Genomic DNA, 24,538 nt, shown 5'->3' with positions numbered 1-24,538 from the left:
CGGCGTTGGAAGTGGAGGTGCCGTTCATCACGAAGTAGGTCTTGTCCGCGTTGTAGACTTTCGCCGCGTGCCGCTCCGCCTGATAGGCCGGCCCCTCGTGAATCAGCAGATCGCCGAGCTTTACATCGGCGTTACAGATATCCGAACGGAAAACATTTTCTCCGTAAAAATCATAGAAATAGCGTCCGGCCGGATGCTTTCGGAAAAACTGGCCTCCCTGGTGCCCCGGGCAATCGAACTGGATATTTCCATTCCCTACATATTGGCTCAATGATTTGAAGAAGGGCGGCAAAACATTCTCTTCATATTCCTCCGCAGCCGCCTCGATCTGCCGGCTGTAAAGTTTCTCGTCATAATGATTGCAGTCCATCAGGTGGAAGATTTTTTCCAGCGTCGCTTTGTCGAGGCTGGTATAATTGTTTTTCACGATCATAAAGATGGGGATCCCGAACTGAGTCTCGGAGACTTTATCGACGAACGCCGCCCGGCCGTCGGTCAGCACGACACCGGCGACGTCGGTGAAGTCCGTGTCTTCGATCCGGACCTTCTCCCGCGCGGTCGAAAAATAGCGTTCTGCTTCGGGATCATACGCAATTTTAAGATGTTCCATTTACCGATTAAACCCCCATACTATAAAAGCCTTTTTGTAACCGCTTGCATTTTCAGCAACTTTTGTTATTGACGCTTGCTCTCTTTGACTGATTCATTTTCTGCGACTCTTTAATCTTGATGTTTAAAAAGAGCTCGTTAACATCGCACTCAAGCAGTGAAGATAATCGAAACGCTGTCGATAAACTGGGATTGGAGACCCCGTTCTCCCAATTACTAATCGTAGATTTTTCACAGGATATAAGCCGCGACAGCTCTTCCTGCGTCCATCCCTTCCGCCTCCTCGCTCTGATTAATTTATCATTTCTCATAAACCCACCCCCTCAATATCCAAGTATCTTGTATTTACAGTTCTAGTATATATCCAATAAACTTGTATAACAATTAAATAAATATGATATTTTTGGATATTATGTGAAATAATCAACCGATCGCAGCAGAACGATCGGCTCCATCCTGAATATAAATAATATCCATTTGCGAACATTATTTATTGGAATACAGATGTTTTCGGCTGCGGCCTATTTATTACTCTTCAGGTTATGCAAGAGGCAGTTGACTGACATGACAATCCGGCGGGGATTTCAGGGATATTTCCGGAAGAATTTCTTTAAAAATAGTCATGATTTGATGAAACAGATTTTATCTTTCCGGGGGACCTATTGTTTCGAATATTTTTAACTGACGGCTAGAGGGCACCTTTTCTAATTGGTAGAGTCATGTCGCGACAATCACGATACCAAAAAGTGGGGTGTCTTTTTGCGTTGTCAAGAAACTTGGTTAATTGATTTAAGAATTAAAAAACATGTTATATGACACGCGGCCATTTTCACTTTGCAAGAGTTTGGTAAGAAAATATTAACTATTAATGAGTGATGTTATTGGCTCATTATAAGTTATCGTTTCTATGACTGTGCAGCAAAAAGGGGGTGATTGAAAAGTTTATCCTGAAGATGGCGGCGGTTGCATCAGCCTTTTATGGTCTGAAGATATTTTTGGCTTGAGCTGCGAGACATGCTGAACGCTTTAGTTATGGAGACAAATTCATTGTGTATGGCTTGTGCGGATGATTCAGATGTTTCCATGTTTTTCCCCAGGGCATGTCGGGACTGCCGCCCATTTTCCAAGAGCCGGCCGATGTCGGACCATTCGGGATACGAGGTATTGTGTGAACGATGCCATTCGGCTGACAACAGGGTAAAAAGGCCGCATTTATTTTTGCCGGTTATTGATTCGGCTCCAAATCGTTTGCTCAAATCGGCACGGTTCATTGCCGGTATGGATTGTGGAAGGTTGTACGCTTTCGTTGTATAAAAACGTGCGGCTGCCATTAGGAGGAGCGCAATCATTGTGCTCTCTCATGACACATCTGCCTGCCGAAAAGATGTTATTGAAACACGGGAAACATGTTTTTTTTTTGCGTAACCATCCGATTATATGCAAACGTGCATTCGTGAATCTGCTTAGTATAACTAATCTGTATTCGCTATTAAAGAAAGCTGTGAGTCAAAGGGTATATTCATTAAATATTAAAAACAGGGATCAATGATTATGACTGACTATGTCGACCGTACAGTAGAACAACTGATAAAAAGATTTCACACCAATGATCCGTTCTATATTGCTCGAAGGCTCAATATTTATGTACATCTTGCCAGTATGGATGCCAGCATAGGCGGATTTTACAGATATTTAAAGAGGAATAAGTTCATCATAATCAATAACAAACTTCAATCGTCAATGAGAGTCTTTGTAACAGCCCATGAACTGGGACATGCAGTTCTGCATCCTAAAACAAGTACCTATTTTTTGAAAAATTACACTTCCTGCTCGGCTAGCGAAATTGAAGACGATGCTAATGAATTCGCGACTAAATTATTAATAAACCCTAATAAAAATAATACGGAAATGACCAGGGAGAAATTATTAGAAAAATACGGAATTCCTTCTGAAATGAAGAGATTTATTTAAATAAGAATTTCCATATATTTACTGACAATGGTTGTAAATTATGTCAGTTTGGGATGATTGCTGAATTTTTCCAACGTCTGAAGAACCGCGTCCCCGCTCAGAAAAGAGTCATATTGTTGTAATAAAGATAACCAGTTGCTTTTAATTTATATGCTATACTTTGGATAGGGAAACGGTTACAAAGATTCGGGCGTTTCCCAACAAGGAGGAATTGTTATGGTACATTGGTTACGCAACAGCAAAACGGCTTCTTTCATTCTTTTAGTCCTGCGGGTATGGCTCGGATGGCAATGGATGGTAGACGGATTTAAAAAATTAACCGGACCGGAACCTTTCGATGCATCGGGCTTCATGAAGGGTGCTATCGCCCATCCTGTTGCCGGACCGGCCGGCAATGTGCTCTACGGCCCGTATAATGCCTTTCTTCAGCATATTGCCTTGCCGGGCTCGGGTTTCTTCAGCTTTTTAGTAAAATGGGGCGAATTTCTCGTCGGCCTCGGACTCATTCTCGGTACGCTGACTACTGCCGCTGCATTCTTTGCTCTGCTAATGAACTTTATGTACTTATTTGCCGGAACCGTATCAACGAATCCTCTTGATGTCCTGATTGGCGTCCTGATTCTGTTTGCCGGATTTAACGCCGGCAAATGGGGCGGGGATTACTGGGTTGTTCCGTGGATACGCCGGACTGTCCGCGGGTGGTTCGGAAAATCGAAGGGCGGAACTGAGCTTAAATCCTGAGCTTGTGTCAGAGCTGTATTAAGACAGCGCACAAAGCGGAAAACCAAAAACAGGCTTCCTCGGTGAAGGGGGCCTGTTTGTTTAATAGTATAAAAATATAAAGCTTTTAGGACAAGCGGCCGGCCGTAAGCGCCGCGTCCGGAGGCCTGTTCAATATGAGGCGGCCCTGTCTCCTGTAACGAGGGCTTTATTCGCACCGGCTGCCTGGGCGCAGGGTTAAGTTTTTCTAATGAATGTTTTCAGGCCGTTTTTAAAAACCGACGCATGCGGCTGTCTCCCGGCATTTAGAGAAACGGCCGATCCGGCCGTTTGAAATGGCGTTATCATCATTTTTCCGGCCATCCGGCCGATTTATCGCAGTGATCCGGAAGAATCCGTGTATCTGCGCGCCGATCGGCCGTCTTATTTTCTCAACCGGCCAGTCGATGGTTGGCGGCATCAGACTGTTTTTCTACCCGAATCCAGATGGTTAATGTCTTTATCTTTTTGCTGCTTATGCAAAATGTGTTTCACGCCCCATTCATGCATCGCTTCTAATATCGGCTGCAAGGTCCTTCCATACTGGGTCACGGAATATTCTACTCTTGGCGGTACCTGCGGGTAGATGACCCGCTTGACAATATCCTCTTCTTCCAGTTCCCGCAGCTGTTTGGTCAGCATTTTCTGGGTAATGCCCGGTATATTTCGCTTAAGTTCACTGAATCTCTGCGTGCCGTCCCGTAATAAATACAGTAAGATAATAGGTTTCCATTTGCCCACCAGAATATTTAAAGCATTTTCCACACGGCATAGGTCGGGTTCGATCTTCATTTTTGATGCCTCCAATAGTATCCTTTTGTATACTATACCACTTTTAAGTACGTACTTACATTAAACGCTGTCGTCTTCTATAATAACATTTAGTTGCGAAACGGCAACAACAAGTATCAAAAAAAGAAGGCCGATAAAAAATGGAAAAATATCGCATCGATCCGGATAAAGGACTTGAATTCGGTATTTATACACTCGGCGATCATTTGCCGGACCCTGTGACAGGAGAACGGATTTCTGCAGAGCAGCGCATTCGTGAAATCATTGACTATGCCAAACTGGCAGACGAAGCGGGCATTGATTTTTTCAGCGTCGGAGAAAGCCATCAGGAGTACTTTGCCACCCAGGCGCACGCCGTCGTGCTTGCGGCCATTGCCGAGGCAACGAAAAACATACGGATCGGCAGTTCCTCCACAATTATCAGCACGTCGGATCCGGTGCGCGTTTATGAAAACTTTGCGACGATTGACTTAATATCCGGAGGCCGGGCGGAGATTATTGCCGGCCGCGCATCAAGAACGGGACTCTTTGATTTATTGGGATACGATCTGCGCGATTATGAAGAATTATTCGAAGAAAAATTTGATCTGCTCTTAAAAATTAATAAAGAAGATGAGGTGGATTGGAGCGGCAAATTCCGTGCGCCTTTACACCATGCCAAGGTGCTTCCCCGGCCGCAAAACGGTTCGATGCCGATATGGAGAGCTGTCGGCGGCGCGCCCGCTAGTGCCGTTAAAGCAGGCTATGCCGGCGTTCCGATGTTTATGGCTCATCTAGGCGGATCTGCGTCCATTTTTAAACGCACGATTGATGCCTATCGCGAAGTGGCACAAATGAACGGTTTTGATCCGGCACAGCTTCCTGTCGCCACAGCCGGTTTTTTCTATGCGGCCGAAAGCAGCCGCCAGGCGCTTCGTGAACTGTACCCCCGCATTAACGAAGGGATGAGACGGACGAACGGGCAAGGATTTTCCAAGCAGCTTTTTGCACAAGGTGCAGATCCTCATAATATCATGAATGTCGGGACCCCGCAGCAAATCATTGAAAAGATTCTCTATCAGTATGAAGTATTCGGCCATCAGCGTTACATTGCTCAGATCGATTTCGGCGGCATGCCGTTTGACAAAGTGATGAAAAACGTAGAAGTGATCGGTACAGAAATTCTGCCGGCGATCAGAAAATATACGAAAAAAAATAGAAGGTGAAATAATGAAGATTGTCGGATTGTCCGGTTCAAAAATCGGCAATAAAACAAGAACGGCTATGGACTGTGCACTGAAGGCACTAAAAGAAAACTATCCGGATGTCGACGCATCCTTGATCGACCTCGCTGAATACGAGGTCCAGTTCAGCGACGGCCGCAATTATCTGGAATATGAGGGTGATACGCGATATGTTGCACAGAGCCTGATGGAAGCAGATGCTCTGATAATCGGAACCCCCGTTTTTCAAGCCTCCATACCTGCCACGTTGAAAAACGTCTTCGATCTGCTTCCTGTCAACGCTTTTCGTGAAAAAGTGGCTGCCATGATTGTAACCGCCGGTTCGCCGAAACACTATCTTGTCGCGGAACAGCAGCTAAAGCCCATCCTAGCTTATATGAAGGCGCAAATTGTTCAGACCTATGTATTCATTGAAGAAAAGGATTTTTACCGGAAAGAGATTAAAAATGATGACATCTTATATCGGATAAACCGGCTGGCAGAGGATACCGTCTTATTGACAAAAACTTATGGAAGGCTTCGCAAAGAACGAGAAAAACAATATGGATTTTAAAGGCTCCGGAAAGCGGATTCCGGACAAACTGCGATGATCATGAAAGCTGCAGCATTCCCGGTCTGTCGGCGATACCCGGCATTTTCGCACACGGCCGCCGCTTTCGCCGATAAAATTCATTCCAAATTATTAAAAGGCCCGAAAGCCCGGATGATCAAGGCTTTCGAGCTTTCTTTTTTGGCCGGCCCTGAACGATTGGCGCCTTTAAAAAAAAGAATAGCAAATCCGGATCGTTTTTCAGCTATTACCCTTGAGTCGCAGGATTTCGGGATGGTTGGAAAAACGAAAAATTTTAATACCTTCCCATCGGATCGATACAAAATACCGGGGAATGGCAGTTCGACAGACTTTCCGGAGATATTGCCCACTCGTACAGACCGGGTCGATTGGCCCTTCTGCCGCCGGTTAAAGGACAGCCGTTTTTTCCTCCGTAACCGATTCTTCATTGACTCCGGCAGTCGTTCAATTGACTTTCACCTGATGATTCACGAGATTTGCCGGCCGCAGGTTTTTACTGAGACGCTGAACAAGCTGCTCCAGGGCAATCCTGCGGGCGGCATAATAAGAATCTTCCGAGATGAAGGCAGCATGCGGGGTGATCACGGTATTTTCCAATCCGAACAGAGCACTCTGTTCAGTCGTCTCATCTTCAATCACATCCACAGCCGCTGCCTGAATCTCGCCTGCTTTCAGAGCGCGGACGAGGGCGGCCTCATCGACGACCCGCCCGCGGGCGGTATTGATTAAAAAAGCACTTTTTTTCATCATTTTTAACTCGCGGTCCGAGATCAGATGCATGGTCGATGCGATCAGCGGGCAATGCAGCGACAGAATATCCGAACGGCGCAGTAATTCGTCGAAACTTTCCGCTTTTTCCGCTCCGTATTCTGCCAGAAAGCGGGCGGATTTCGTCGGCGCATAAACGAGTACTTTGAGGTTCAATGCTTTAAGCAGCGGCATCATCATTTTCGGAATGCTTCCGAAAAAATAAAGACCGATTGTCCGGCCGCTCAGCCGATGCGTCCGATAGCCGTACAGCGGATCCCAGCCGCCCGATCGGACGGTGCGGTCAAGCAGCGTAATTTTGCGTGCCAGGTCGATGATCAGGCCGACGGTATGCAGGGCCACTTCTTCCGAACAGAAACCCGGGCAATTGGTGACACAAATTCCATGCTCCGTTGCCGCCTGCAAATCGATGTTGTCTACGCCGATTGCCTGCAGTGAAATGATTTTCAGCCGCGGAAGCCGCCCAATGATTTCACGGCTGATTGGCTGATATTCGACGACCAGTCCATCGGCATCCCGGGCGGCTTCAATCATATTGTCCGCCGTCTTCTCCGCTTCTACCAGATCAATATCCGCAACGCCCCATTTTCTGAGCAGCGCATTCTCGAAATCGAGATGACCGTCAATGTGATAATATAAAACTTTCTTTTTTGCCACGGCATCGGCCTCATTTCCTTAATTTTACACTTGTGTCATCCGATCGGCCGGCTGTTCTTGAACAGCCGGCCCTTCATTGATTTCCGCCCGAGTGGCGTTCAGCGGGACCGCAACAGGCAAACTGCTGTCACTTCAGCCGCTTCTGCCAGAGCCGGACTTAAATAAAGCTGATAATCCGTAAAATTTCATGCCGATCTCTGCGCTTTGCCGAATAAGCGAACGTTCCGTGTTATAGGTATATACGCGAAACCGGGCGAAATAATGCAGCAAAAAATCGGCCTGCACAGAGGCAGTTCCGATTCGGGATGCCCGGAAAATCGTTTGCAAGTCAGGCTCCGTAATTAATGTTTGACATCGTTCACTATTGTAACTATAATTGTTACAACAGTGGTGATCCAATTGAAACAAATTAGTACACGTTTTTCTATAGCCGTGCATATTCTTTCCCTGATTGCCGTGAGCTCGAACGATTACGAATGCACCGGCGATTTTATCGCAGACAGCGTGAATACAAATCCTGTTATTATCCGGAGAATCATGAGCAATTTAAAGAAGGCAGGATTTGTGCGTGTCCGTCCGGGAGCGGGCGGCGCTTCCCTGCTGAAAGATCCCGGAGAGATTACACTTTTCGATATTTACCGGGCTGTGGACGTCACCGAAGAACACCATCTGTTTCGTATACACGAAAACTGCAATATTCATTGCCCGGTGGGGCGGAACATTGAGCGGGTGCTTCAGGCGGAGCTGAACGACGCGCAATCGGCGATGGAACATAGACTGGCACAAACAACGCTGGAGCAGTTGATTCAAAATTTTAAATAAAACTCTTTTTTAAAAGAGTTTTTATTTATACATTTGTTGTAACTATACTTGTTATAACAAAAAATAAAATAAACGGAGGACAGGTCAATGAAACGATTAGTGACTGGGGCAACAGGAAAATTGGGTGGCAAAATTGTTGCCTCATTATTGAAAAAAGTAGCGGCCGATCAGCTGGCGGTCAGTGTCCGCCATCCTGAAAAGGCGGAAGAACTGCGGGCCGCCGGAGTTGAAGTACGCCAGGGAGATTTTGATCGGCCGGAAACGCTGGATTCTGCATTTGCAGGCATTGACAGATTGCTGATTGTTTCCACGGACGGTGACAATGAGACGAGAATAAAGCAGCATAAAAATGCGGTAGCCGCGGCGAAGCGTGCCGGGGTTAAATTTATTGCCTATACAAGTATCGTAAACGCGCAAAAAAGCAAAAACATCTTCGCTCCGACCCATCAGGCAACGGAAGAGTCAATTGTAAAGACAGGCATTCCTTATTCTTTTCTGCGCAATAATTGGTATCTGGAAAACGAGATTTCCAATATTCAGGGCGTTCTGGCAGGAGCTCCCTGGATCACATCGGCAAAAGACGGCAAAGTGGGCTGGGCATTGAAGCAGGATTACGCAGAAGCAGCCGCCGCAGTGCTGTCCGGCGACGGGCACGAAAATACCGTCTATGAGCTTTCCGGGCAGTTATTAACACAGGAAGAACTGGCGGCTGCTGTCGGCGAGGTGCTGGGGAAAAAAGTATCTGTTCAGCAGGTTGACGACGCGACATATGCTGATGCGGTCAAAAAAGCCGGAGTACCCGATTTTCTGATTCCTATGCTGGTCGGCATTCAAAAGAGCATTCGCGAAAAGACGCTGGAAGTCGAGAGCGATGATTTTGAAAAAGTGCTGGGCCGTCCTGCTACACCGATCAAGGCAGCATTGACACAAATCATAAAGGAAATTTCCGAAAGCAAATAAATAATAAGGGTTATCCTCTCAACTCATGTATCCAGCCGGGCCGCGGTGCGAAAACGCCGGCGATTCTTCCGAAAAGCGATTACTCGGCACGGGCAGCAGCCTATTCTTTTGAATGTTCCTGCGGACGGCGGTTTATTCCGCTGAAAAAGAGGGCTATCCTGTACGAACAGGGGTTACTGAGCGGTAAAAACGTCTGATTTTTTCTTCAGTCCGCTGCAGAGTTCTGTGAATTGTGGCGAAAATCGCCGGGAAACGATGGATATCAGCAGTAAATCACTGCTTATCATCAGTAAAGTGCATAATATCGACAATAACGTGCTTAATATCAACATTATCGGCCAAAAAATTGACAGTAAATGGACTGGAATCAATGAGCGCGAATAATCAGAACAGTAAGATCGTTCCTGATTGATGACGCAGCCGCGTCCGAAGCTTTATCAACGGATATGCCCGTTTTATCGGTCGATAATCCGCCTCGGGGCGATGGTATCGACCGCTCCTAGCAGTTTATCGGTCGTTAGGCGGAGTTTATCGGTCTCGGGCGATGGTATCGACCATTCCGGGGAGTTTATCGGTCTTGGCTGAGAGTTTATCGGTCGCCGCGCCCGTTTTATCGATCATCGCCGGCAGTTTATCGGTCTCGGGCAATGGTATCGACCATTCCGGGCAGTTTATCGGTCATGGCAGTGAGTTTATCGGTCGTTAGGCGGAGTTTATCGATCGCCGCACCCGTTTTATCGGTCGCCGCCGGCAGTTTATCGGTCTCGGGCGATGGTATCGACCATTCCGGGCAGTGTATCGGTCATGGCAGTGAGTTTATCGGTCGTTAGGCGGAGTTTATCGATCGCCGCACCCGTTTTATCGGTCGCCGCCGGCAGTTTATCGGTCTCGGGCGATGGTATCGACCATTCCGGGGAGTTTATCGGTCGTGGCTGAGAGTTTATCGGTCGCCGCGCCCGTTTTATCGATCATCGCCGGCAGTTTATCGGTCTCGGGCAATGGTATCGACCATTCCGAGCAGTTTATCGGTCATGGCAGTGAGTTTATCGGTCGTTAGGCGGAGTTTATCGATCGCCGCACCCGTTTTATCGGTCGCCGCCGGCAGTTTATCGGTCTCGGGCGATGGTATCGACCATTCCGGGCAGTGTATCGGTCATGGCAGTGAGTTTATCGGTCGTTAGGCGGAGTTTATCGATCGCCGCACCCGTTTTATCGGTCGCCGCCGGCAGTTTATCGGTCTCGGGCGATGGTATCGACCATTCCGGGGAGTTTATCGGTCTTCAGCAGGTACACCCGGTTCATCAACCGCGACAGGCGTTTTATCGATTGCGGAAACGTTCTCCGATTGACGGTCTCGGGAAAGGTTGATCGTCATCTGACGGCACAGCAGGAAAATGAGCAATTACTCATATAAATGATAACATTCATAAAACCGGTTTCTGAACGATCAGAGGCCGGTTTTAATTTTGCTTCTAAACTTAATTCGGTTTCAAATGTTTTCCAAGATATTTAAAATCCTTATGAAACTTGCGAATCTCTTCTTAAGGGTGTACCGGGAACGAATAACTTTTCAACAATTGTGAGGCACTTGCTCATTTACATTGAATTTCATTGATTTTAAAGAGGAGATCTGATAGATTAAAACTGTAGACTTAATTTGATGAGTAAACAAAGATGGAGGCTGGGTGCAACATTTTATTAATTTTTGTTGTTAGGGAAACAGCGGACAGGAGAGTCAAGCAAAGTTGCTTGAAAGAAAGACTGTCCGATGCTTTTGTAAAGGGAGATGAAAACGGATTCTGCTGTCTGAAATGTTTTATCGGGCAATAGCGGTTTAGAATCGACCTTTGCTGTGTGGATTGTTAAAGGAAGAGGATGTTTCTTACATTCGAAAGTACAGCCAATAAGAAAAGGCATGGGAGGAAAATCAGATGAGTGACTTAAAAGTGAAAATATATGCGGACGGGGCGGTACTGGACGATATGATCTCGGCCTACAAATCGGGGATCGTGGTCGGATTTACAACCAATCCTTCCTTGATGAAGAAGGCGGGAATTCAGGATTACAATCAGTTTGCCAAAACAGTGCTCAAGGCAATACCGGATCTGCCGATTTCATTTGAAGTGTTTGCCGATGATTTAGAAACAATGGAAAAAGAAGCGAAGAAGATCAGCAGTTTCGGCAAAAATGTTTTTGTCAAAATACCGATTACGAACTCAAGGGGAGAATCGTCTATTCCGTTAATTAAAAAGCTGTCGGCAGAGGGCCTTTCGTTAAATGTGACGGCGATTTTCACCGTGGACCAGGTCAGAAAGACGGTCGATGCGCTGACGGAGGGAACATCGGCTATCGTTTCCGTCTTTGCCGGAAGAATCGCCGACTCCGGACGCGATCCGCTTCCGTATATGCGCGAAGATGCGGCTATTTGTCATGAAAAAAAGGGTGCGGAACTGCTCTGGGCCAGCTCGCGCGAACTGTATAATGTCTATGAAGCCGATGAAGTGGGCGCTGACATCATTACCTGTACACCGGCGATTATCGAAAAGCTTCAGAAGGCCGGCAGATCGCTCGAAGAACTTTCGCTGAACACGGTCAGGACCTTTAATCAAGATATAAAATCACTCGGCTATTCGATTTTATAATCGGCGGGCATCCATGCACAAACCGAAGGCGATCTTTTCCCATTCAAGCGCCCGGCGATGGGCGCGAGGGGAAGGGACCCATCCGCTAAAGTGATTGCTTCCTTGTAGACGGTCTTTATCTGAAAGGATGATTAGAAATGACAGAATCTATTGAACAGCTGGCGATCAACACGATCCGCACACTATCGATCGACGCCATTGAAAAGGCAAATTCCGGACATCCCGGGCTGCCGATGGGTGCGGCTCCTATGGCCTACACACTCTGGGCGAAAGTGATGCGGCACAATCCCCACGATCCGAAATGGTTTGACAGGGACCGCTTCGTTTTGTCGGCAGGGCACGGTTCCATGCTTCTATACAGCTTGCTGCACTTGTTTGGCTATGGACTGACCGTCGATGATTTGAAACAATTCAGGCAGTGGCAAAGCAAAACGCCGGGCCATCCGGAATATGGACACACGATCGGCGTTGAAGCGACGACGGGCCCCCTCGGACAGGGGATTGCCATGGCCGTGGGCATGGCAATGGCCGAGGCGCATCTTTCCGCTGTTTATAACCGTCCGGGTTACGATGTCGTTCATCACCGGACATTCGCACTTTGCGGCGACGGCGATCTGATGGAAGGGGTGTCGTCCGAAGCGGCTTCTCTGGCCGGACATCTGAAATTAGGGCGTTTGATCGTGCTCTACGATTCGAACAATATATCGCTTGACGGAAATTTGAACATGTCTTTCTCTGAAAATGTCCGAAAGAGGTTTGAAGCCTACGGCTGGCAGACATCGCTCGTTGAAGACGGCAACGATACGGATAGCATGAAACAGGCGCTCGATGAAGCTGAAAGTGATGAAACTCGTCCGACATTGATTGAGGTTAAGACCGTGATCGGCTATGGCGCTCCGACGAAGGGCGGAACGAATCAGGTACACGGCAGTCCGTTAGGCAAGGAGGAAGCCCTCGGCGCCAAGAAATCTTACGACTGGTCGTATGAACCGTTCACTGTTCCGCAAGAAGTTAAAGCCCATTTTCAATCGCTGGTCCTTGAAAAAGAGAAAGAGGAAAAACGATGGAAAAGCTTATTTTCGGATTACCAAAAGGCTTATCCTAAGCTCGCCGATCGCCTTCAGCAGGTTATTGCCGGTGAACTGGACCCGGATTACGCCGGGCGGCTGCCGCAGTATGAGGAAGGAAAGAAACTGGCGACACGGCAAAGCTCCGGCGAGGTCATTAATGCTCTTGCGGAAACGGTGCCGCAGCTGTTCGGCGGAGCGGCCGATCTGTCCTCATCAACCAAGACGACGATGAAAAAAGAGAAAAATTTTACATCCGACAGTTATGACGGCAGGAACATCTGGTTCGGTGTCCGTGAATTTGCGATGGCGGCTGCCGTCAACGGCATGGCGCTGCACGGCGGTGTGATTCCGTTCGGATCCACGTTCTTCACCTTTTCGGATTACGCCAAGCCGGCACTGCGGCTTGCCGCTCTGATGAACATTCCTTCGATTTTTGTCTTTACTCATGACAGTATTGCAGTCGGAGAAGACGGACCGACGCATGAGCCGATTGAACAATTGGCCGGTTTGCGGGCGATTCCGGGGCTGTGCGTGCTCCGTCCTGCTGATGGCAATGAGACTAGAGAAGCTTGGAAACTGGCCGTTGAGAGTGCCGATCATCCAACGGCTCTTGTTCTGACCCGCCAGGCACTGGAAACGACGGCGGGCGAAGCAGCGGGCGCTGCAGCAGGCGTCAGGCGGGGCGGATACGTTGCGGCGGATGGCGGATCGGATCCGGCCGGTATCCTGATCGCAACCGGATCGGAAGTTCCGCTCGCTGTCAAGGCCCGCGAGCTTTTGAAACAGGAAGGCGTGCATGTCCGGGTCGTCAGCCTGCCTTCATGGGATCTGTTCAACCAGCAACCGGAGGCTTACCGGAATGAAATACTCCCGCCTGATCTGACGAAACGGGTCGGCATTGAAATGGGTGCTTCGCTCGGCTGGCGGCAGTTTGTCGGCGATGAGGGCGTCCTTGTCACTGTGGATCGTTTCGGCGCTTCTGCTCCCGGTGATCGCGTCGTATCCGAATACGGCTTCACCCCGGAGCATATTGCCCAAACGATGAAAGATCTGCTAAAAAAATAAAAGATTAAAGAAAATTTTTCAAAATTAAATGAAAGCCATCTTGGACAGGGCCGCGGGAAGCGCCCTTGTCTCCAAAATGAATTGAAAACGGTTTATTTATATTTAAGAAAATGATGCTTCTGTTTGCTTATCATTCATTGATCTGCGCCCGCTTCAGAGCCCGCAAGCAGGTGATGGAAAAATTCGGCGCCGCTTCAGGCTCAGAGATTGTCGCCTTGAACGTAAGCATTGTTTTTCGCCAGACGCTCGACAAATGCTATTCTTCGCATGAGCCACAAAGGGGATACTCATATAAAAAAAACATTCATTGCCAAGGCAGGACGGGCAACCGCACCGCTTTTTCGGATTTTATAAATAAATAACATGATAGGGGGAGGAGTACGATGCAAGATAAAATCAATACGGCTGAGGGATCTGTTGAACAGACAGGCTACAACGGCCTGCCGGCGCTTAAGCTGCAAAAAGGTACGCTGGAGGCCATACTCTTGCCAAGGAATGGGGGACAGCTGATCGCTTTTCGCGACCGAGTCAAAAACTTTCACTTTCTGCGTGAACCCCTAAAAAACAACATGGAGGATTACAGGGCCAATCCCTTTCTCTACGGAGTTCCCGTTCTCTTTCCCCCGAACCGTTATGAAGACGGCCGGTTTACGATCAATGGAAAAACCTATCGGTTTCCGCTCAATGAACCGGAAACTCACAATCATTTACACGGTTTTCTTTACAGCGCACCCTGGGAAGTAACCGGTTCGGATTCCGGAAGGGAGTCGTGCTCCGTCCGGATCAGCTATCGCCTGGACGAACGGTCTGCGAATTTCCGCTATTTCCCCCATCATGCCGTCTTTTCGCTGCGCTATACGCTGACAGAGTCGGGACTTGCTCAGGAAGTGACGGTGGAGAACAACGGCAGCGAACCGATGCCGGTCATGCTCGGATTTCATACGACGCTTTGCGCTCCTTTTGCAGAAGAAAGCACTCGGGAAGACTGTCAATTTCATCTGACGATCGGGGAGCGGTTTGAATTGGATGAGCGTTCTCTGCCGACCGGAAATAAATTACCATTGACGGATGTGGAAAAAGCGATAAAGAAGGGCATAGGATCTCCCTATGCGGTTCGGATGGACAATCATTATACCGCTGCACCTCAGAATGGCAGAAATCAGGCAACGATTACGGATCGCAAAGCGCATGTCCGCTTCATTTATGATGCGGGGACAGATTATAAATTCTGGATGCTTTACAACAATGACGCGAAAAGCGGCTTTGTCTGCCCGGAACCGCAGACATCAATGGTGAATGCTCCGAATGTTCATCTGTCCGGCCAATCGAACGGTCTTTTTATGCTTGATCCCGGCGAACATTGGTCCGGACATTCCCGATTTTACTATGAACCGATTGGATAAACGCCGACAAAAACGTTTGTAGAAAAGAGCGGGGAAATCGAAGGCTGTATAAAAATAGAGTGTTCTACTATTCATGAAGGTTTCAACGTATTGAGAAAAAAAGATGAAGCGGACTGCCCGATCCCGGCGGCAGTCCGCTTTTTTTCCTTTCTTGTTCTAAGGCTTTTCAGCAAAGTCATGGTTTCGATTCCGGAGGACATGAATTATTTTAAAGCGTGCTTCCTCCTGATCAGAGAGAGGTCTCCCTGTTTTCAAAAAATTCCTCGATGGCAAAGGAGGCCCCGCCGATCGCCGTCGCTTCCCGGCCCAGTTCAGACACGGTGATCCTGCAACGGCTCTCAACATGTTTAAAAGCACGCTCTGCAACCGTTTTTTTGACGGTACTCATCACCAGGGGACTGCTTTCCACTAAATTTCCATTTAGGATCACCAGTTCAGGGTCAAAGATATTGATGATGTTGGTCACACCCAGTCCAAGATAATAGGCGATCTGATCCAGACAGTTCAAAGCGTTGACGTCATTGTTCCGGATAAGGTCGAGAGCTTCGCGGATATCATTTAGTGTTCTCCCTTTAAGCCGCGACAGTTGGCGGAGAAATGTTCGTTCGGAGACATATAATTCCCAGCAGCCTCTGTTTCCGCAATGGCATTTTTTACCGGCCAGATCAATCGTCATGTGCCCCAGCTCTCCTGAAAAGCCATGAGTGCCGTTATACATTTCCCCGTTGAGAATCAGCCCGACCCCGAGGCCGATCCCGAGGCTGACAAACACGCCGTTCTGACAGTCTCTGAGTGTCCCGAACAATTTTTCGCCGTATGCGCCGGCATTCGCTTCGTTAGTCAGCAAAATAGGAAAGTTAAAATCTTTTTGCAGGAAGCTTCTGAGGTCGACGTGATCCCATTTGGAATTAGGGGTGAACAGGATTTTTTGCTCTTCATCGACGAAGCCTTGTATCCCGATGCCGATGCCGATAATTCCGTAGGGGGATTCAGGAGCATGGTGCATCACATAATGGAGCCGATCTGTTAAAAGCGGGCCAACCGCCGCAAATGAAGGGTCCGCAAGTGTGACGAAATCTTCGAAAACGATGTTTCCACTCAAATTCGTCAGCACCGTGCGAATATAATTGACCCCCAGGTCGACTCCGATCGCATATCCGGCATCCTTATTAAAAACAAGGAGGACAGGACGCCTTCCCCCGCTCGATTGTCCCTGACCGATTTCAAAGACGAGCTTGCTTTCAATTAGTGCGGCTACCTGAGACGAAACCGTTGCCTTGTTTAGATGGGTGAGTTCGGACAGCTTGGCACGGGAAATCGGCGATCGCTTGATAATCTCGCTTAACAGGATATTCTGATTATGCTTTTTTACAAAAGCCTGATCTGCAGTAGTCATTTTATCATCTCTTTGTTTACATAGTTAATAAACTTATGATGTTTTCTTAGACATCGGCATTTTTTAAACCGAAAAAACAATATTATTATTGTAAATGATTTTGCCGAATAAATAAAATGCTTTTTTACATGAAAGGGGTTGCACAAAATGAACCGACCTGCTATATTATAACTGCGAGTTAGTTTATTGAGTCAATAAACTAACTCAGGCAAAGATGATTATTTTTGGCCGGCACCAGATGTATTGGCTTACAGATCATCCCGATCGTTTACTGGTACTGATAAGTGTCCGCCCGACCTTTTCAGAGCTTTGCCGTGTTCAATCATTTAATTTAGGAGGGGCTTACCATGGCGTATTTTCCGGAAATTAAAAAAATCGAGTTTGTCGGGAAACAAAAAAAGAGTGGATTGGGCTTTAACTATTATAACCCTGATGAGACAGTTGCAGGAAAGCCAATGAAAGATCAGCTGCGTTTTTCGGTGGCGTACTGGCACACCTTTGTTCAGGAAGGCGTCGATCCGTTCGGCGTCGGGACAGCCATTCGTCCCTGGCAGAAATTTAAAGGAATGGATCTGGCTAAGGCACGTGCGGAGGCGGCCTTTGAATTTTTCGAAAAGCTGGGCAACCCGTTCTTCTGCTTCCATGACCGGGACGTAGCTCCGGAAGGCGATACGCTTCGTGAAACGAATAAGAATCTGGATGTCATTGTTTCGCTCTTTAAAGATTATATGAAACAAACCGGTGTCAAACTGCTCTGGAACACGGCGAACATGTTCACCAATCCCCGTTTTGTTCACGGCGTCGCTTCTTCATGCAATGCGAACGTCTTCGCTTATGCGGCGGCACAGGTCAAAAAGGGACTGGAAATTGCCAAAGAACTGGGCGCCGAGAACTATGTATTCTGGGGCGGGCGCGAAGGTTATGAATCGCTGCTGAATACGGATTACAAGCTGGAGCAGGACAATATGGGACGCTTCTTCCACATGGTTGTCGATTATGCAAAGAAAATCGGTTTCAAAGGACAGCTGCTGCTTGAACCGAAGCCGAAGGAACCGATGACCCATCAATATGATTTTGATGCGGCGACGGCCATCAATTTTCTGAGGACGTATGATCTGGACAAGGACTTTAAACTGAATCTGGAAGCCAATCACGCAATGCTCGCCGGCCATACGTATGAACATGAAATTCGTGTGGCACGGACGGCCGGTCTGCTCGGTTCACTGGATGCGAACCAGGGCAACGGTCTGCTCGGCTGGGATATCGATGAATTCCCGACAGATCTCTACACAACGACGCTTGCGATGTATGAAGTGCTGAAGAACGGCGGCCCTCATAAGGGCGGATTGAACTTCGATGCTAAAGTCAGACGTTCTTCCTTTGAACCGGATGATCTCTTCTATTCACACATCGTCGGAATGGATAGTTTCGCCCTCGGTCTGAAAGCTGCCAGCCGTCTGATTGAAGACCGTGTCTTTGACGACTTCATCGACAAACGCTACAGCAGCTACAAAGAAGGAATCGGCGCAGATATTGTTTCCGGCAAAGCGGATTTTGAATCCCTTGAGAAATATATCATCGACAAACCTGAATCTGAAATCGGCGGCAAGAACAGATCCGGACGTCTTGAACTTCTTAAAGATACGCTGAATCATTATATCGGCCTGGAGGCTTGATAGCCGTTTAGAATCAGTTAAGTCATTGGCAGACAAGGAACGAGAAACTTGACAACGTGCCGTTTAGTGAAACAGATGACAGCAGCGCCGCGCTTTCCGTTCCTTGTTTTTTAATATTTTCCGGCACAAAAAGACGATTAATGTAAGCGCTTGATTCATGGAGCTGTTTATATATCCGATTGTAAAGGGGTAAGCATGATGAAATATGTAATTGGCGTTGACCTGGGAACCAGCTCGGTCAAAGTGCTTCTTGTCGACCAAACCGGGCGTGTTGCCGCAGAAGCAACAAAAAGCTATCCGCTGATACAGAAGGCTCCGGGCTGCAATGAGCAGGATCCTGAAGAATGGTTTGACAAAACCAAGCAGGCACTCCGTCAGCTGGTTAATGGGTCGGGTATCGATTCTAACGACATCGAAGGGCTGAGTTTTTCGGGGCAGATGCACGGGCTTGTCCTGCTGGACAGCAATCACAGGATTGTCAGGCCGGCCATTCTCTGGAATGATACCCGGACGACTGAGCAATGCTGTGAAATCCGGGAGATACTCGGCGATAAGCTGCTCAGCATTACTAAAAATCAGGCGCTGGAAGGGTTTACGCTGCCGAAGATTCTTTGGGTGAAGGAACATGAGCCCGAAAATTTTAAAAAGAGTGAAATGTTTCTTTTGCCGAAGGATTATGTCCGCTATCGGATGACGGGAGAGCTGAACTGCGAATATTCCGATGCAGCCGGTACGATCCTGCTGGATGTGGTCGCGAAAAAATGGAGCACGGAAATCTGCAAAGCGTTCAGCCTGCCTGAGACCCTCTGTCCGCCTCTCGTCGAATCGACAGCTTTTACCGGCCGCCTGCTTCCTCAGGTAGCTGCAGCTACCGGGCTTTCCGAAACGACCCGAGTATTCGCGGGAGGAGCCGACAACGCCTGCGGTGCGGTCGGTGCAGGCGTTCTGACGGAAGGGAAAGCCCTGTGCAGTATCGGTACATCCGGTGTTTTTCTTTCCTATGAAAAAGATAAACATAAAGATTTTGCGGGACGCGTGCATTTTTTTAATCATGCACAAAAAGATGCTTATTATACCATGGGCGTTACGCTTGCCGCGGGTTACAGCCTGAACTGGTTTAAAAACGTTTTTGCGCCGGATGAAAGTTTCGATGCACTGGTAGAAGAAGCGGGGAGATCTTCGATTGGTGCGAACGGGCTGCTTTTTACACCGTACATTGTCGGAGAGCGGACGCCTTATGTGGATGCCAGGATCCGCGGCACCTTCACCGGCATTGACAGCGGCCATAACCGCGGAGACTTTGCACGGGCAGTCATGGAAGGGATTACATTTTCGATCAATGATACAGTCACGATTTTTAGAAAGAATCAAAAAAAGGTCGACACGATTGTATCCATAGGCGGTGGGGCCAAGAGCGAGCTCTGGCTGCAAATGCAGGCAGATATTTTTAATGCGACGGTCGTCAGCCTGACCAATGAACAGGGACCGGGGATGGGGGCGGCCATGCTGGCAGCCGTCGGACTCGGGTGGTTTACGACACCGGAGCAATGTGCTGACAAGTTTCTTAACATTGGAGAAACCTATCGTCCGATTAAAGAAAATGTTTTGAAATATCGGGAACTGTATCGAATTTATGTACAAATTTATTCGCAGACCAAAGAAATCAGCCATCGCTTGTTTGCATTTAAAACTCAGACAGGTGCAGACAAATGATGCCATTCATAAATGGAAAGGTTCAACAAATAAATTAATTAACGATTCAGGAGTGAGACAGATGCACAAAATCAGTAATGGGCTCATTTACTTTTTTGGTGCTTTGGGCGGACTGCTCTTCGGGTACGATACCGGGGTTATTTCGGGAGCAATTCTGTTCATTGATAAAGAACTTAAATTAAACTCGCTTACAACCGGTATCGTTGTTAGTGCAATCCTATTCGGAGCAATGATCGGAGCGGCAGTCGGCGGGACATTGGCCGATAGATACGGACGGAGAAGAATAGTTCTGGCTGCAGCGGCAACATTCTGCGTGGGGGCTCTGGGATGCGCCGCTTCCTGGAATGTCGGCTCCCTGGTTATCTTCAGAATTATTTTGGGAACTGCGGTCGGCGGAGCTTCAACCTTAGTGCCGATGTATCTTTCCGAACTGGCTCCTGCGAAGATCAGAGGCGCTCTGTCTACTTTGAACCAGCTTATGGTTATGAGCGGTATCCTTCTGGCATATATTATTGATTTTCTCTTTGCCAATGTAGCCGGAGACTGGCGCTGGATGCTGGGTTTCGCCTTTGTTCCCGGCGCCCTTTTGTTTCTCGGCATGCTGCTGGCACCGGAAAGTCCGAGATGGCTCGTCGAGAAAGGGTTTGAGAAGAGGGCTGCAGAGATCTTGAATCAGCTTCGGCACGGCATCGGCGTCGACGATGAGATCAGCGATATCAAACTGACAAATGATCAGCCTCACGGGGGATACAGGGATCTGTTCTCGGACTGGGCACGGCCGTCGCTGATCATCGGTATCGGACTGGCCGTTTTCCAGCAGATTATCGGATGTAACACCGTCCTTTATTATGCGCCGACCACTTTTACAAAAGTAGGCCTGGGTTCTTCAGCGGCCTTGCTCGGCACCATAGGCATCGGCATTGTAAACGTGCTGGTGACGGTACTGGCCGTATGGATGATGGACAGAGTGGGCAGACGAAAGCTGCTCCTGATCGGTAACGTCGGGATGTCTCTGAGCCTGTTTGTCATGGCCTTCGCCAGTGTCGGCGGCGGCACGGCTACCGCGATGATGACTGTGATCAGTCTTGCCGTCTACGTCATGTTCTTCTCAATGACATGGGGACCGGTCATGTGGGTTCTTCTGGGCGAAATTTTCCCGCTGCGCATTCGGGGACTGGGAGTCGGCATCAGCGGTGTCGCCAACTGGTTTGCCAATCTGGTTGTATCACTGACTTTTCCAAGCCTATTTGCCAGCTTCGGTACGGCGCTGTTCGGTGCGTACGCTGTCATGGGCGTTATTGCCTTTATCTTTGTCTATCGTCTGGTTCCCGAAACGGCCGGCAGGAGTTTGGAACAGATCGAAGCTTCGCTGCGATCAAAGAGTCTTCAGGAAGCAAATAACGGCTGACATATTTTAAGGAACGAAGAGTCAAGATAAGAACAATCATGCACGTGCCATCGTGAGCTGCTGAAACCATCCGGTGCTTAATCTTTTTGGAAGGGCCTTAAACCCGTTTACAGTCTTTTAGCATTGAAGAGTGCTAGTCTTTAAGCTGTTTTATTACTTAACAGACTGACTTTTAAAAAAATCCTGCCTTTATCAAGAAAGCGGTTCGCCGGCTCATCCGCAGCGGACCGCTTCTTTGTCATTAGAGACGAGTGGCGGAGGCCGTTTGCACTGTTTCGGTTTGTCTATCACCGTTGACATTTTATTTTCGACAGCTTTTGATCTCTGACGGTACTTTAAAAGAGCGATTTCTGACGATCTTTGCCGAATCATAATATTGCCGGAGAAATAATCATTGTGTGGGAAAATATTTCAATGCCTGAAGCGGCAGACCGGGATGCTGATGAAACGTCCTCATTTTGTATCGAGATCAAAAAATTTGTTCTGCCCGGGACCGTCTTTCCGCCGGAACGGTGTTGATGGGTCTCGGGTATTCCCGCATCGGTTATAATAAAGTTATCGGATGAATGAATCGAAACCGGTCGGGCCAATCCATGATCCATGAGCCCTTAGGAAATTGATTCTAACGATACGGACAGAGAAACGGGCCGCTAAAAAAATGTCTTGCCGCAGTTGCTGATGCCTGGTCTGATTCTTTTAGAATTTCCGCCGAAATCACATAGATGGGAGGCCATCATCATCGAACAGGAATCGTTATTTGACAATCCGGCCTTTTCACGGCCGCTGGCTGAACGGGTCCGCCCGCAAAGTTTAGAAGAGTTTGTCGGGCAGCAAAAGTTATTGGGGGAAGGGAAGGTTCTTCGCAAACTGATCGATCAGGATGAAGTTCCGTCCATGATTTTCTGGGGCCCTCCGGGTGTCGGAAAGACGACGCTGGCCCGGATTATCGCCCGCAGGACTCAGGCAAATTTTATTAACTTTAGCGCGGTAACGAGCGGTATCAAGGATATTAAAAAAGTGATGAATGAAGCGGAGAAGAATCGGACGTTCGGATCCAAAACGATTTTGTTCGTCGATGAAATCCACCGATTCAATAAAGCACAGCAGGATGCCTTTTTACCGTTTGTCGAGAAGGGCAGTATTACGCTCATCGGGGCGACAACGGAGAACCCGTCTTTTGAGGTCAATGCAGCGCTGCTCTCCCGCTGTAAAGTCTTTGTTTTGCAGCCGTTGACGCAGGCGGATGTCCGCCGGCTCCTGCAAAACGCCCTGCATGATTCAAGAGGGTTCGGCGAGGAGAAGATCTCAATCCGCCCGCAGGCATTGGACATGATTTCCGGATTCGCCAACGGAGATGCCCGTGTAGCGCTTAACACACTGGAAATGGCCGTGATGAACGGAACGAGGGATCACGATCGTATTACGGTCGATCAGGAGACGCTTGAACAGATCACCTCTCAAAAATCGCTTTTGTATGATAAAAAAGGCGAGGAACATTACAATCTCATTTCCGCCCTCCATAAGTCGATGCGCAACAGCGATGTGGATGCGGCCTTGTACTGGCTCGCCCGCATGCTGGAAGCGGGCGAAAATCCGCTCTATGTCGCCAGGCGCTTAATCAGATTTGCCAGTGAAGACGTCGGAATGGCGGACAGCCGCGCCGTAGAAATAACCGTCGCGGTCTATCAGGCATGCCATTTCATCGGGATGCCGGAATGCAGTGTCCATCTGGCTCATGCCGTCACTTACCTGTCGCTTGCTCCTAAATCGAACGCGATTTATGCCGCCTATGAATCGGCGAAAGCCGATGCCAGGAACAGTATTGATGAACCCGTGCCTCTTGTCCTCCGCAATGCACCGACAAAGTTAATGAAGGAATTGCATTACGGAGCAGACTATCAGTATGCCCATGACAGTGAAGACAAACTGACCAATATGCAGACGATGCCGTCCAATCTGACAGGGCGCCGTTATTACTACCCGACCACTCAGGGATCCGAGGCAAAAGTCGGGCAGCGGTTAAAACAGATTCAGGACTGGCACCAAAAGCATGATGCGGACCGCGACTAACAGAATGGATTAAAAGTCGGATGCCTAAAGTTATGTCCTGGCTCATGCCGTGGTAAAGCCAAACTGAGTTGAAAGCCTCGTATTTATCCTATTTGCGAGACGATCGACAGGAAGGGTAAAGGAGTTGATCGTGGAAAATGCGTGACGCCATCCTGCTTAAATAGGAAAAGGAGCAAAAACATCGAACATTATTTTGCATCGAATTTGGCAGATTTGAATGCTTGGTTTAGGGACGGTTGGAAAGAAATTAAGAAAAGAAAAGGGTGAAAAGCAGACCGAAGGAGTATCCAGTGCCAGGATGCTCCTTGAAGGAGATCTGTATGGGTGCCTATGGATGTGGCGATTTGTTTTTAATAACGAAAAAAAGCTCCGACAATAATTAACAGAATGAACAGCACAACTATCAGAACAGAGTTGTGCCAAATCCGTAGCTGCCACTGTATTCACTATCATATCCCCAGAGAAGCACCCCCATCACGTGATAAGACACTGTATCAGCGGAAGGCAGTCATAAAGGGGACAAATGGTTGAATGATATAGCTGTTTTATCAGTGGGATGTGCATCGTTCAGGATCCGACAACAAACGGCCAAAGTGATTCTGCCAGGCAATGACATAGACTGAACTGAAAAAATGACATACGAAAAGCCCGTGTGCGGGGCGTACATAACTGATGGAATCATGGATTTTTCTCTATATGCTAAGACAGTCTACTCTAAGGATGTATCGATTACATAATTTAAATTGAGGTGACATTAAAAAATTAAAAAGGGATGATAAAATTAAATGGAACATTTGATGTGCTATCAGGGACATCCAGTTGAAGTTTGCTGCCACGACGGAAGGTCTTACCAGGGAGTAATAGATGGCATGGATCCGCGGGGTGGAATAATTCTTCGAGATCGCTTCTTTAGACGGATATTCATTCCGATTTTCCTAATTGCTGCTATTTTTCTCCTAAGCA

Annotated in this window: 26 protein-coding genes; 19 read left to right on the top strand and 7 right to left on the bottom strand. The window is 48.1% G+C overall.

All coding sequences use genetic code 11. From position 1 onward, the window contains the following. The 3 genes from OYT88_RS14205 to OYT88_RS14195 form a co-directional block, all read right to left on the bottom strand. Window positions 1-610, bottom strand: a 610-nt coding sequence (locus OYT88_RS14205; RefSeq protein WP_274400949.1) for an Orn/Lys/Arg decarboxylase N-terminal domain-containing protein, incomplete at its 3' end; no start/stop codon positions are given. A 52-nt stretch (window positions 611-662) separates the two neighbouring features. Then, window positions 663-920 (bottom strand): helix-turn-helix transcriptional regulator, encoded by a 258-nt coding sequence (locus OYT88_RS14200; RefSeq protein WP_274400948.1) that lies wholly within the window; start codon window positions 918-920, stop codon window positions 663-665. Between the two features lie 657 nt (window positions 921-1,577). Next, window positions 1,578-1,958, bottom strand: a complete 381-nt coding sequence (locus OYT88_RS14195; protein ID WP_274400947.1) for a hypothetical protein — start codon at window positions 1,956-1,958, stop codon at window positions 1,578-1,580. A gap of 202 nt (window positions 1,959-2,160) precedes the next feature. Here OYT88_RS14195 and OYT88_RS14190 point away from each other — a divergent pair, with 202 nt between their 5' ends. Both OYT88_RS14190 and OYT88_RS14185 read left to right on the top strand, forming a co-directional pair. Next, the gene (locus tag OYT88_RS14190) at window positions 2,161-2,580 is read left to right on the top strand and encodes an ImmA/IrrE family metallo-endopeptidase (RefSeq protein ID WP_274400945.1); all 420 of its coding nucleotides are present in this window, start codon (window positions 2,161-2,163) and stop codon (window positions 2,578-2,580) included. A gap of 216 nt (window positions 2,581-2,796) precedes the next feature. Then, a complete protein-coding gene (locus OYT88_RS14185; RefSeq protein WP_274400944.1) occupies window positions 2,797-3,321 on the top strand; it encodes a DoxX family protein in 525 nt (174 codons plus the stop codon). Window positions 3,322-3,759: 438 nt separating this feature from the next. On the opposite strand, the gene OYT88_RS14180 is transcribed toward OYT88_RS14185, so the two are convergent. Next, window positions 3,760-4,131 carry a winged helix-turn-helix transcriptional regulator gene (locus OYT88_RS14180; RefSeq protein WP_274400942.1) on the bottom strand — a complete coding sequence of 124 codons (372 nt, stop codon included), beginning with the start codon at window positions 4,129-4,131 and terminating at the stop codon, window positions 3,760-3,762. A gap of 140 nt (window positions 4,132-4,271) precedes the next feature. On the opposite strand from OYT88_RS14180, the gene OYT88_RS14175 reads away from it, so the two are divergent. Both OYT88_RS14175 and OYT88_RS14170 read left to right on the top strand, forming a co-directional pair. Beyond that, a complete protein-coding gene (locus OYT88_RS14175) occupies window positions 4,272-5,336 on the top strand; it encodes an LLM class flavin-dependent oxidoreductase (protein WP_274400941.1) in 1,065 nt (354 codons plus the stop codon). A gap of 4 nt (window positions 5,337-5,340) precedes the next feature. Next, complete coding sequence (locus tag OYT88_RS14170; RefSeq protein WP_274400939.1) at window positions 5,341-5,907, top strand: NADPH-dependent FMN reductase; 567 nt, start codon at window positions 5,341-5,343, stop codon at window positions 5,905-5,907. Between the two features lie 462 nt (window positions 5,908-6,369). Here the strand turns inward: OYT88_RS14170 and OYT88_RS14165 are convergent, their stop codons facing one another. After that, the gene (locus tag OYT88_RS14165) at window positions 6,370-7,350 is read right to left on the bottom strand and encodes a C-terminal binding protein (RefSeq protein ID WP_274400937.1); all 981 of its coding nucleotides are present in this window, start codon (window positions 7,348-7,350) and stop codon (window positions 6,370-6,372) included. Window positions 7,351-7,749: 399 nt separating this feature from the next. Between OYT88_RS14165 and OYT88_RS14160 the strand changes: the two genes are divergently transcribed. From OYT88_RS14160 to OYT88_RS14110, 11 genes are all read left to right on the top strand, one after another. Continuing rightward, window positions 7,750-8,172, top strand: coding sequence for an Rrf2 family transcriptional regulator (locus OYT88_RS14160; RefSeq protein WP_274400936.1), 423 nt, complete (start codon window positions 7,750-7,752; stop codon window positions 8,170-8,172). Window positions 8,173-8,259: 87 nt separating this feature from the next. Then, a complete protein-coding gene (locus tag OYT88_RS14155) occupies window positions 8,260-9,132 on the top strand; it encodes an SDR family oxidoreductase (RefSeq protein WP_274400933.1) in 873 nt (290 codons plus the stop codon). A gap of 577 nt (window positions 9,133-9,709) precedes the next feature. Continuing rightward, complete coding sequence (locus tag OYT88_RS14150; RefSeq protein ID WP_274400932.1) at window positions 9,710-9,838, top strand: hypothetical protein; 129 nt, start codon at window positions 9,710-9,712, stop codon at window positions 9,836-9,838. Next, window positions 9,813-9,962 carry a hypothetical protein gene (locus OYT88_RS14145; protein WP_274400928.1) on the top strand — a complete coding sequence of 50 codons (150 nt, stop codon included), beginning with the start codon at window positions 9,813-9,815 and terminating at the stop codon, window positions 9,960-9,962. Before OYT88_RS14150 ends, OYT88_RS14145 begins: the two co-directional genes overlap by 26 nt. After that, window positions 9,937-10,068, top strand: a complete 132-nt coding sequence (locus OYT88_RS14140) for a hypothetical protein (protein ID WP_274400931.1) — start codon at window positions 9,937-9,939, stop codon at window positions 10,066-10,068. Before OYT88_RS14145 ends, OYT88_RS14140 begins: the two co-directional genes overlap by 26 nt. Next, on the top strand, window positions 10,061-10,189 hold the full coding sequence (locus tag OYT88_RS14135; protein WP_274400930.1) for a hypothetical protein: 129 nt from the start codon (window positions 10,061-10,063) through the stop codon (window positions 10,187-10,189). The genes OYT88_RS14140 and OYT88_RS14135 overlap by 8 nt, the downstream gene beginning before the upstream one ends. Next, window positions 10,164-10,313: a hypothetical protein gene (locus OYT88_RS14130; protein WP_274400928.1), complete on the top strand. Its 150-nt coding sequence runs from the start codon at window positions 10,164-10,166 to the stop codon at window positions 10,311-10,313. The genes OYT88_RS14135 and OYT88_RS14130 overlap by 26 nt, the downstream gene beginning before the upstream one ends. Continuing rightward, entirely contained in the window at window positions 10,288-10,500 is a 213-nt protein-coding gene (locus OYT88_RS14125; RefSeq protein ID WP_274400927.1) for a hypothetical protein, read from the top strand. The genes OYT88_RS14130 and OYT88_RS14125 overlap by 26 nt, the downstream gene beginning before the upstream one ends. A gap of 563 nt (window positions 10,501-11,063) precedes the next feature. Further along, a complete protein-coding gene (locus OYT88_RS14120; protein ID WP_274400925.1) occupies window positions 11,064-11,774 on the top strand; it encodes a transaldolase in 711 nt (236 codons plus the stop codon). Window positions 11,775-11,911: 137 nt separating this feature from the next. Next, window positions 11,912-13,909 (top strand): transketolase, encoded by a 1,998-nt coding sequence (gene tkt / locus OYT88_RS14115; protein WP_274400923.1) that lies wholly within the window; start codon window positions 11,912-11,914, stop codon window positions 13,907-13,909. Between the two features lie 383 nt (window positions 13,910-14,292). Then, window positions 14,293-15,312 carry an aldose 1-epimerase gene (locus OYT88_RS14110; protein ID WP_274400921.1) on the top strand — a complete coding sequence of 340 codons (1,020 nt, stop codon included), beginning with the start codon at window positions 14,293-14,295 and terminating at the stop codon, window positions 15,310-15,312. Between the two features lie 229 nt (window positions 15,313-15,541). On the opposite strand, the gene OYT88_RS14105 is transcribed toward OYT88_RS14110, so the two are convergent. Continuing rightward, window positions 15,542-16,708, bottom strand: a complete 1,167-nt coding sequence (locus OYT88_RS14105; RefSeq protein WP_274400920.1) for an ROK family protein — start codon at window positions 16,706-16,708, stop codon at window positions 15,542-15,544. Window positions 16,709-17,055: 347 nt separating this feature from the next. Between OYT88_RS14105 and xylA the strand changes: the two genes are divergently transcribed. The 4 genes from xylA (at window position 17,056) to OYT88_RS14085 (ending at window position 23,575) form a co-directional block, all read left to right on the top strand. Next, window positions 17,056-18,384 (top strand): xylose isomerase, encoded by a 1,329-nt coding sequence (gene xylA, locus OYT88_RS14100; RefSeq protein WP_274400918.1) that lies wholly within the window; start codon window positions 17,056-17,058, stop codon window positions 18,382-18,384. Window positions 18,385-18,582: 198 nt separating this feature from the next. Next, complete coding sequence (xylB, locus tag OYT88_RS14095) at window positions 18,583-20,097, top strand: xylulokinase (RefSeq protein ID WP_274400916.1); 1,515 nt, start codon at window positions 18,583-18,585, stop codon at window positions 20,095-20,097. Between the two features lie 61 nt (window positions 20,098-20,158). Then, window positions 20,159-21,505 (top strand): sugar porter family MFS transporter, encoded by a 1,347-nt coding sequence (locus tag OYT88_RS14090; protein WP_274400915.1) that lies wholly within the window; start codon window positions 20,159-20,161, stop codon window positions 21,503-21,505. A 738-nt stretch (window positions 21,506-22,243) separates the two neighbouring features. Beyond that, a complete protein-coding gene (locus tag OYT88_RS14085) occupies window positions 22,244-23,575 on the top strand; it encodes a replication-associated recombination protein A (protein ID WP_274400958.1) in 1,332 nt (443 codons plus the stop codon). A gap of 350 nt (window positions 23,576-23,925) precedes the next feature. On the opposite strand, the gene OYT88_RS14080 is transcribed toward OYT88_RS14085, so the two are convergent. Then, window positions 23,926-23,973: a YjcZ family sporulation protein gene (locus OYT88_RS14080; protein WP_274400957.1), complete on the bottom strand. Its 48-nt coding sequence runs from the start codon at window positions 23,971-23,973 to the stop codon at window positions 23,926-23,928. Between the last annotated feature and the right edge of the window lie 565 nt (window positions 23,974-24,538).

The sequence above is a fragment of the Sporolactobacillus sp. CQH2019 genome (genome assembly GCF_028765345.1).
In the GTDB taxonomy this organism is placed as follows: Bacteria; Bacillota; Bacilli; order Bacillales; family Sporolactobacillaceae; genus Sporolactobacillus.
Note: the sequence above shows the minus strand (reverse complement) of the source record. Positions and strands in the feature narration are given on the sequence as shown.

Excerpts from the sequence above, each read along its gene's own strand:
- OYT88_RS14200 (WP_274400948.1), bottom strand. The coding sequence starts at position 920 with ATGAGAAATGATAAATTAATCAGAGCGAGGAGGCGGAAGGGATGGACG.
- OYT88_RS14195 (WP_274400947.1), bottom strand. The coding sequence starts at position 1,958 with ATGATTGCGCTCCTCCTAATGGCAGCCGCACGTTTTTATACAACGAAA.
- OYT88_RS14190 (WP_274400945.1), top strand. The coding sequence starts at position 2,161 with ATGACTGACTATGTCGACCGTACAGTAGAACAACTGATAAAAAGATTT.
- OYT88_RS14185 (WP_274400944.1), top strand. The coding sequence starts at position 2,797 with ATGGTACATTGGTTACGCAACAGCAAAACGGCTTCTTTCATTCTTTTA.
- OYT88_RS14180 (WP_274400942.1), bottom strand. The coding sequence starts at position 4,131 with ATGAAGATCGAACCCGACCTATGCCGTGTGGAAAATGCTTTAAATATT.
- OYT88_RS14175 (WP_274400941.1), top strand. The coding sequence starts at position 4,272 with ATGGAAAAATATCGCATCGATCCGGATAAAGGACTTGAATTCGGTATT.
- OYT88_RS14170 (WP_274400939.1), top strand. The coding sequence starts at position 5,341 with ATGAAGATTGTCGGATTGTCCGGTTCAAAAATCGGCAATAAAACAAGA.
- OYT88_RS14155 (WP_274400933.1), top strand. The coding sequence starts at position 8,260 with ATGAAACGATTAGTGACTGGGGCAACAGGAAAATTGGGTGGCAAAATT.
- OYT88_RS14145 (WP_274400928.1), top strand. The coding sequence starts at position 9,813 with ATGGCAGTGAGTTTATCGGTCGTTAGGCGGAGTTTATCGATCGCCGCA.
- OYT88_RS14140 (WP_274400931.1), top strand. The coding sequence starts at position 9,937 with ATGGCAGTGAGTTTATCGGTCGTTAGGCGGAGTTTATCGATCGCCGCA.
- OYT88_RS14130 (WP_274400928.1), top strand. The coding sequence starts at position 10,164 with ATGGCAGTGAGTTTATCGGTCGTTAGGCGGAGTTTATCGATCGCCGCA.
- OYT88_RS14125 (WP_274400927.1), top strand. The coding sequence starts at position 10,288 with ATGGCAGTGAGTTTATCGGTCGTTAGGCGGAGTTTATCGATCGCCGCA.
- OYT88_RS14120 (WP_274400925.1), top strand. The coding sequence starts at position 11,064 with ATGAGTGACTTAAAAGTGAAAATATATGCGGACGGGGCGGTACTGGAC.
- tkt (WP_274400923.1), top strand. The coding sequence starts at position 11,912 with ATGACAGAATCTATTGAACAGCTGGCGATCAACACGATCCGCACACTA.
- OYT88_RS14110 (WP_274400921.1), top strand. The coding sequence starts at position 14,293 with ATGCAAGATAAAATCAATACGGCTGAGGGATCTGTTGAACAGACAGGC.
- OYT88_RS14105 (WP_274400920.1), bottom strand. The coding sequence starts at position 16,708 with ATGACTACTGCAGATCAGGCTTTTGTAAAAAAGCATAATCAGAATATC.
- xylA (WP_274400918.1), top strand. The coding sequence starts at position 17,056 with ATGGCGTATTTTCCGGAAATTAAAAAAATCGAGTTTGTCGGGAAACAA.
- xylB (WP_274400916.1), top strand. The coding sequence starts at position 18,583 with ATGAAATATGTAATTGGCGTTGACCTGGGAACCAGCTCGGTCAAAGTG.
- OYT88_RS14090 (WP_274400915.1), top strand. The coding sequence starts at position 20,159 with ATGCACAAAATCAGTAATGGGCTCATTTACTTTTTTGGTGCTTTGGGC.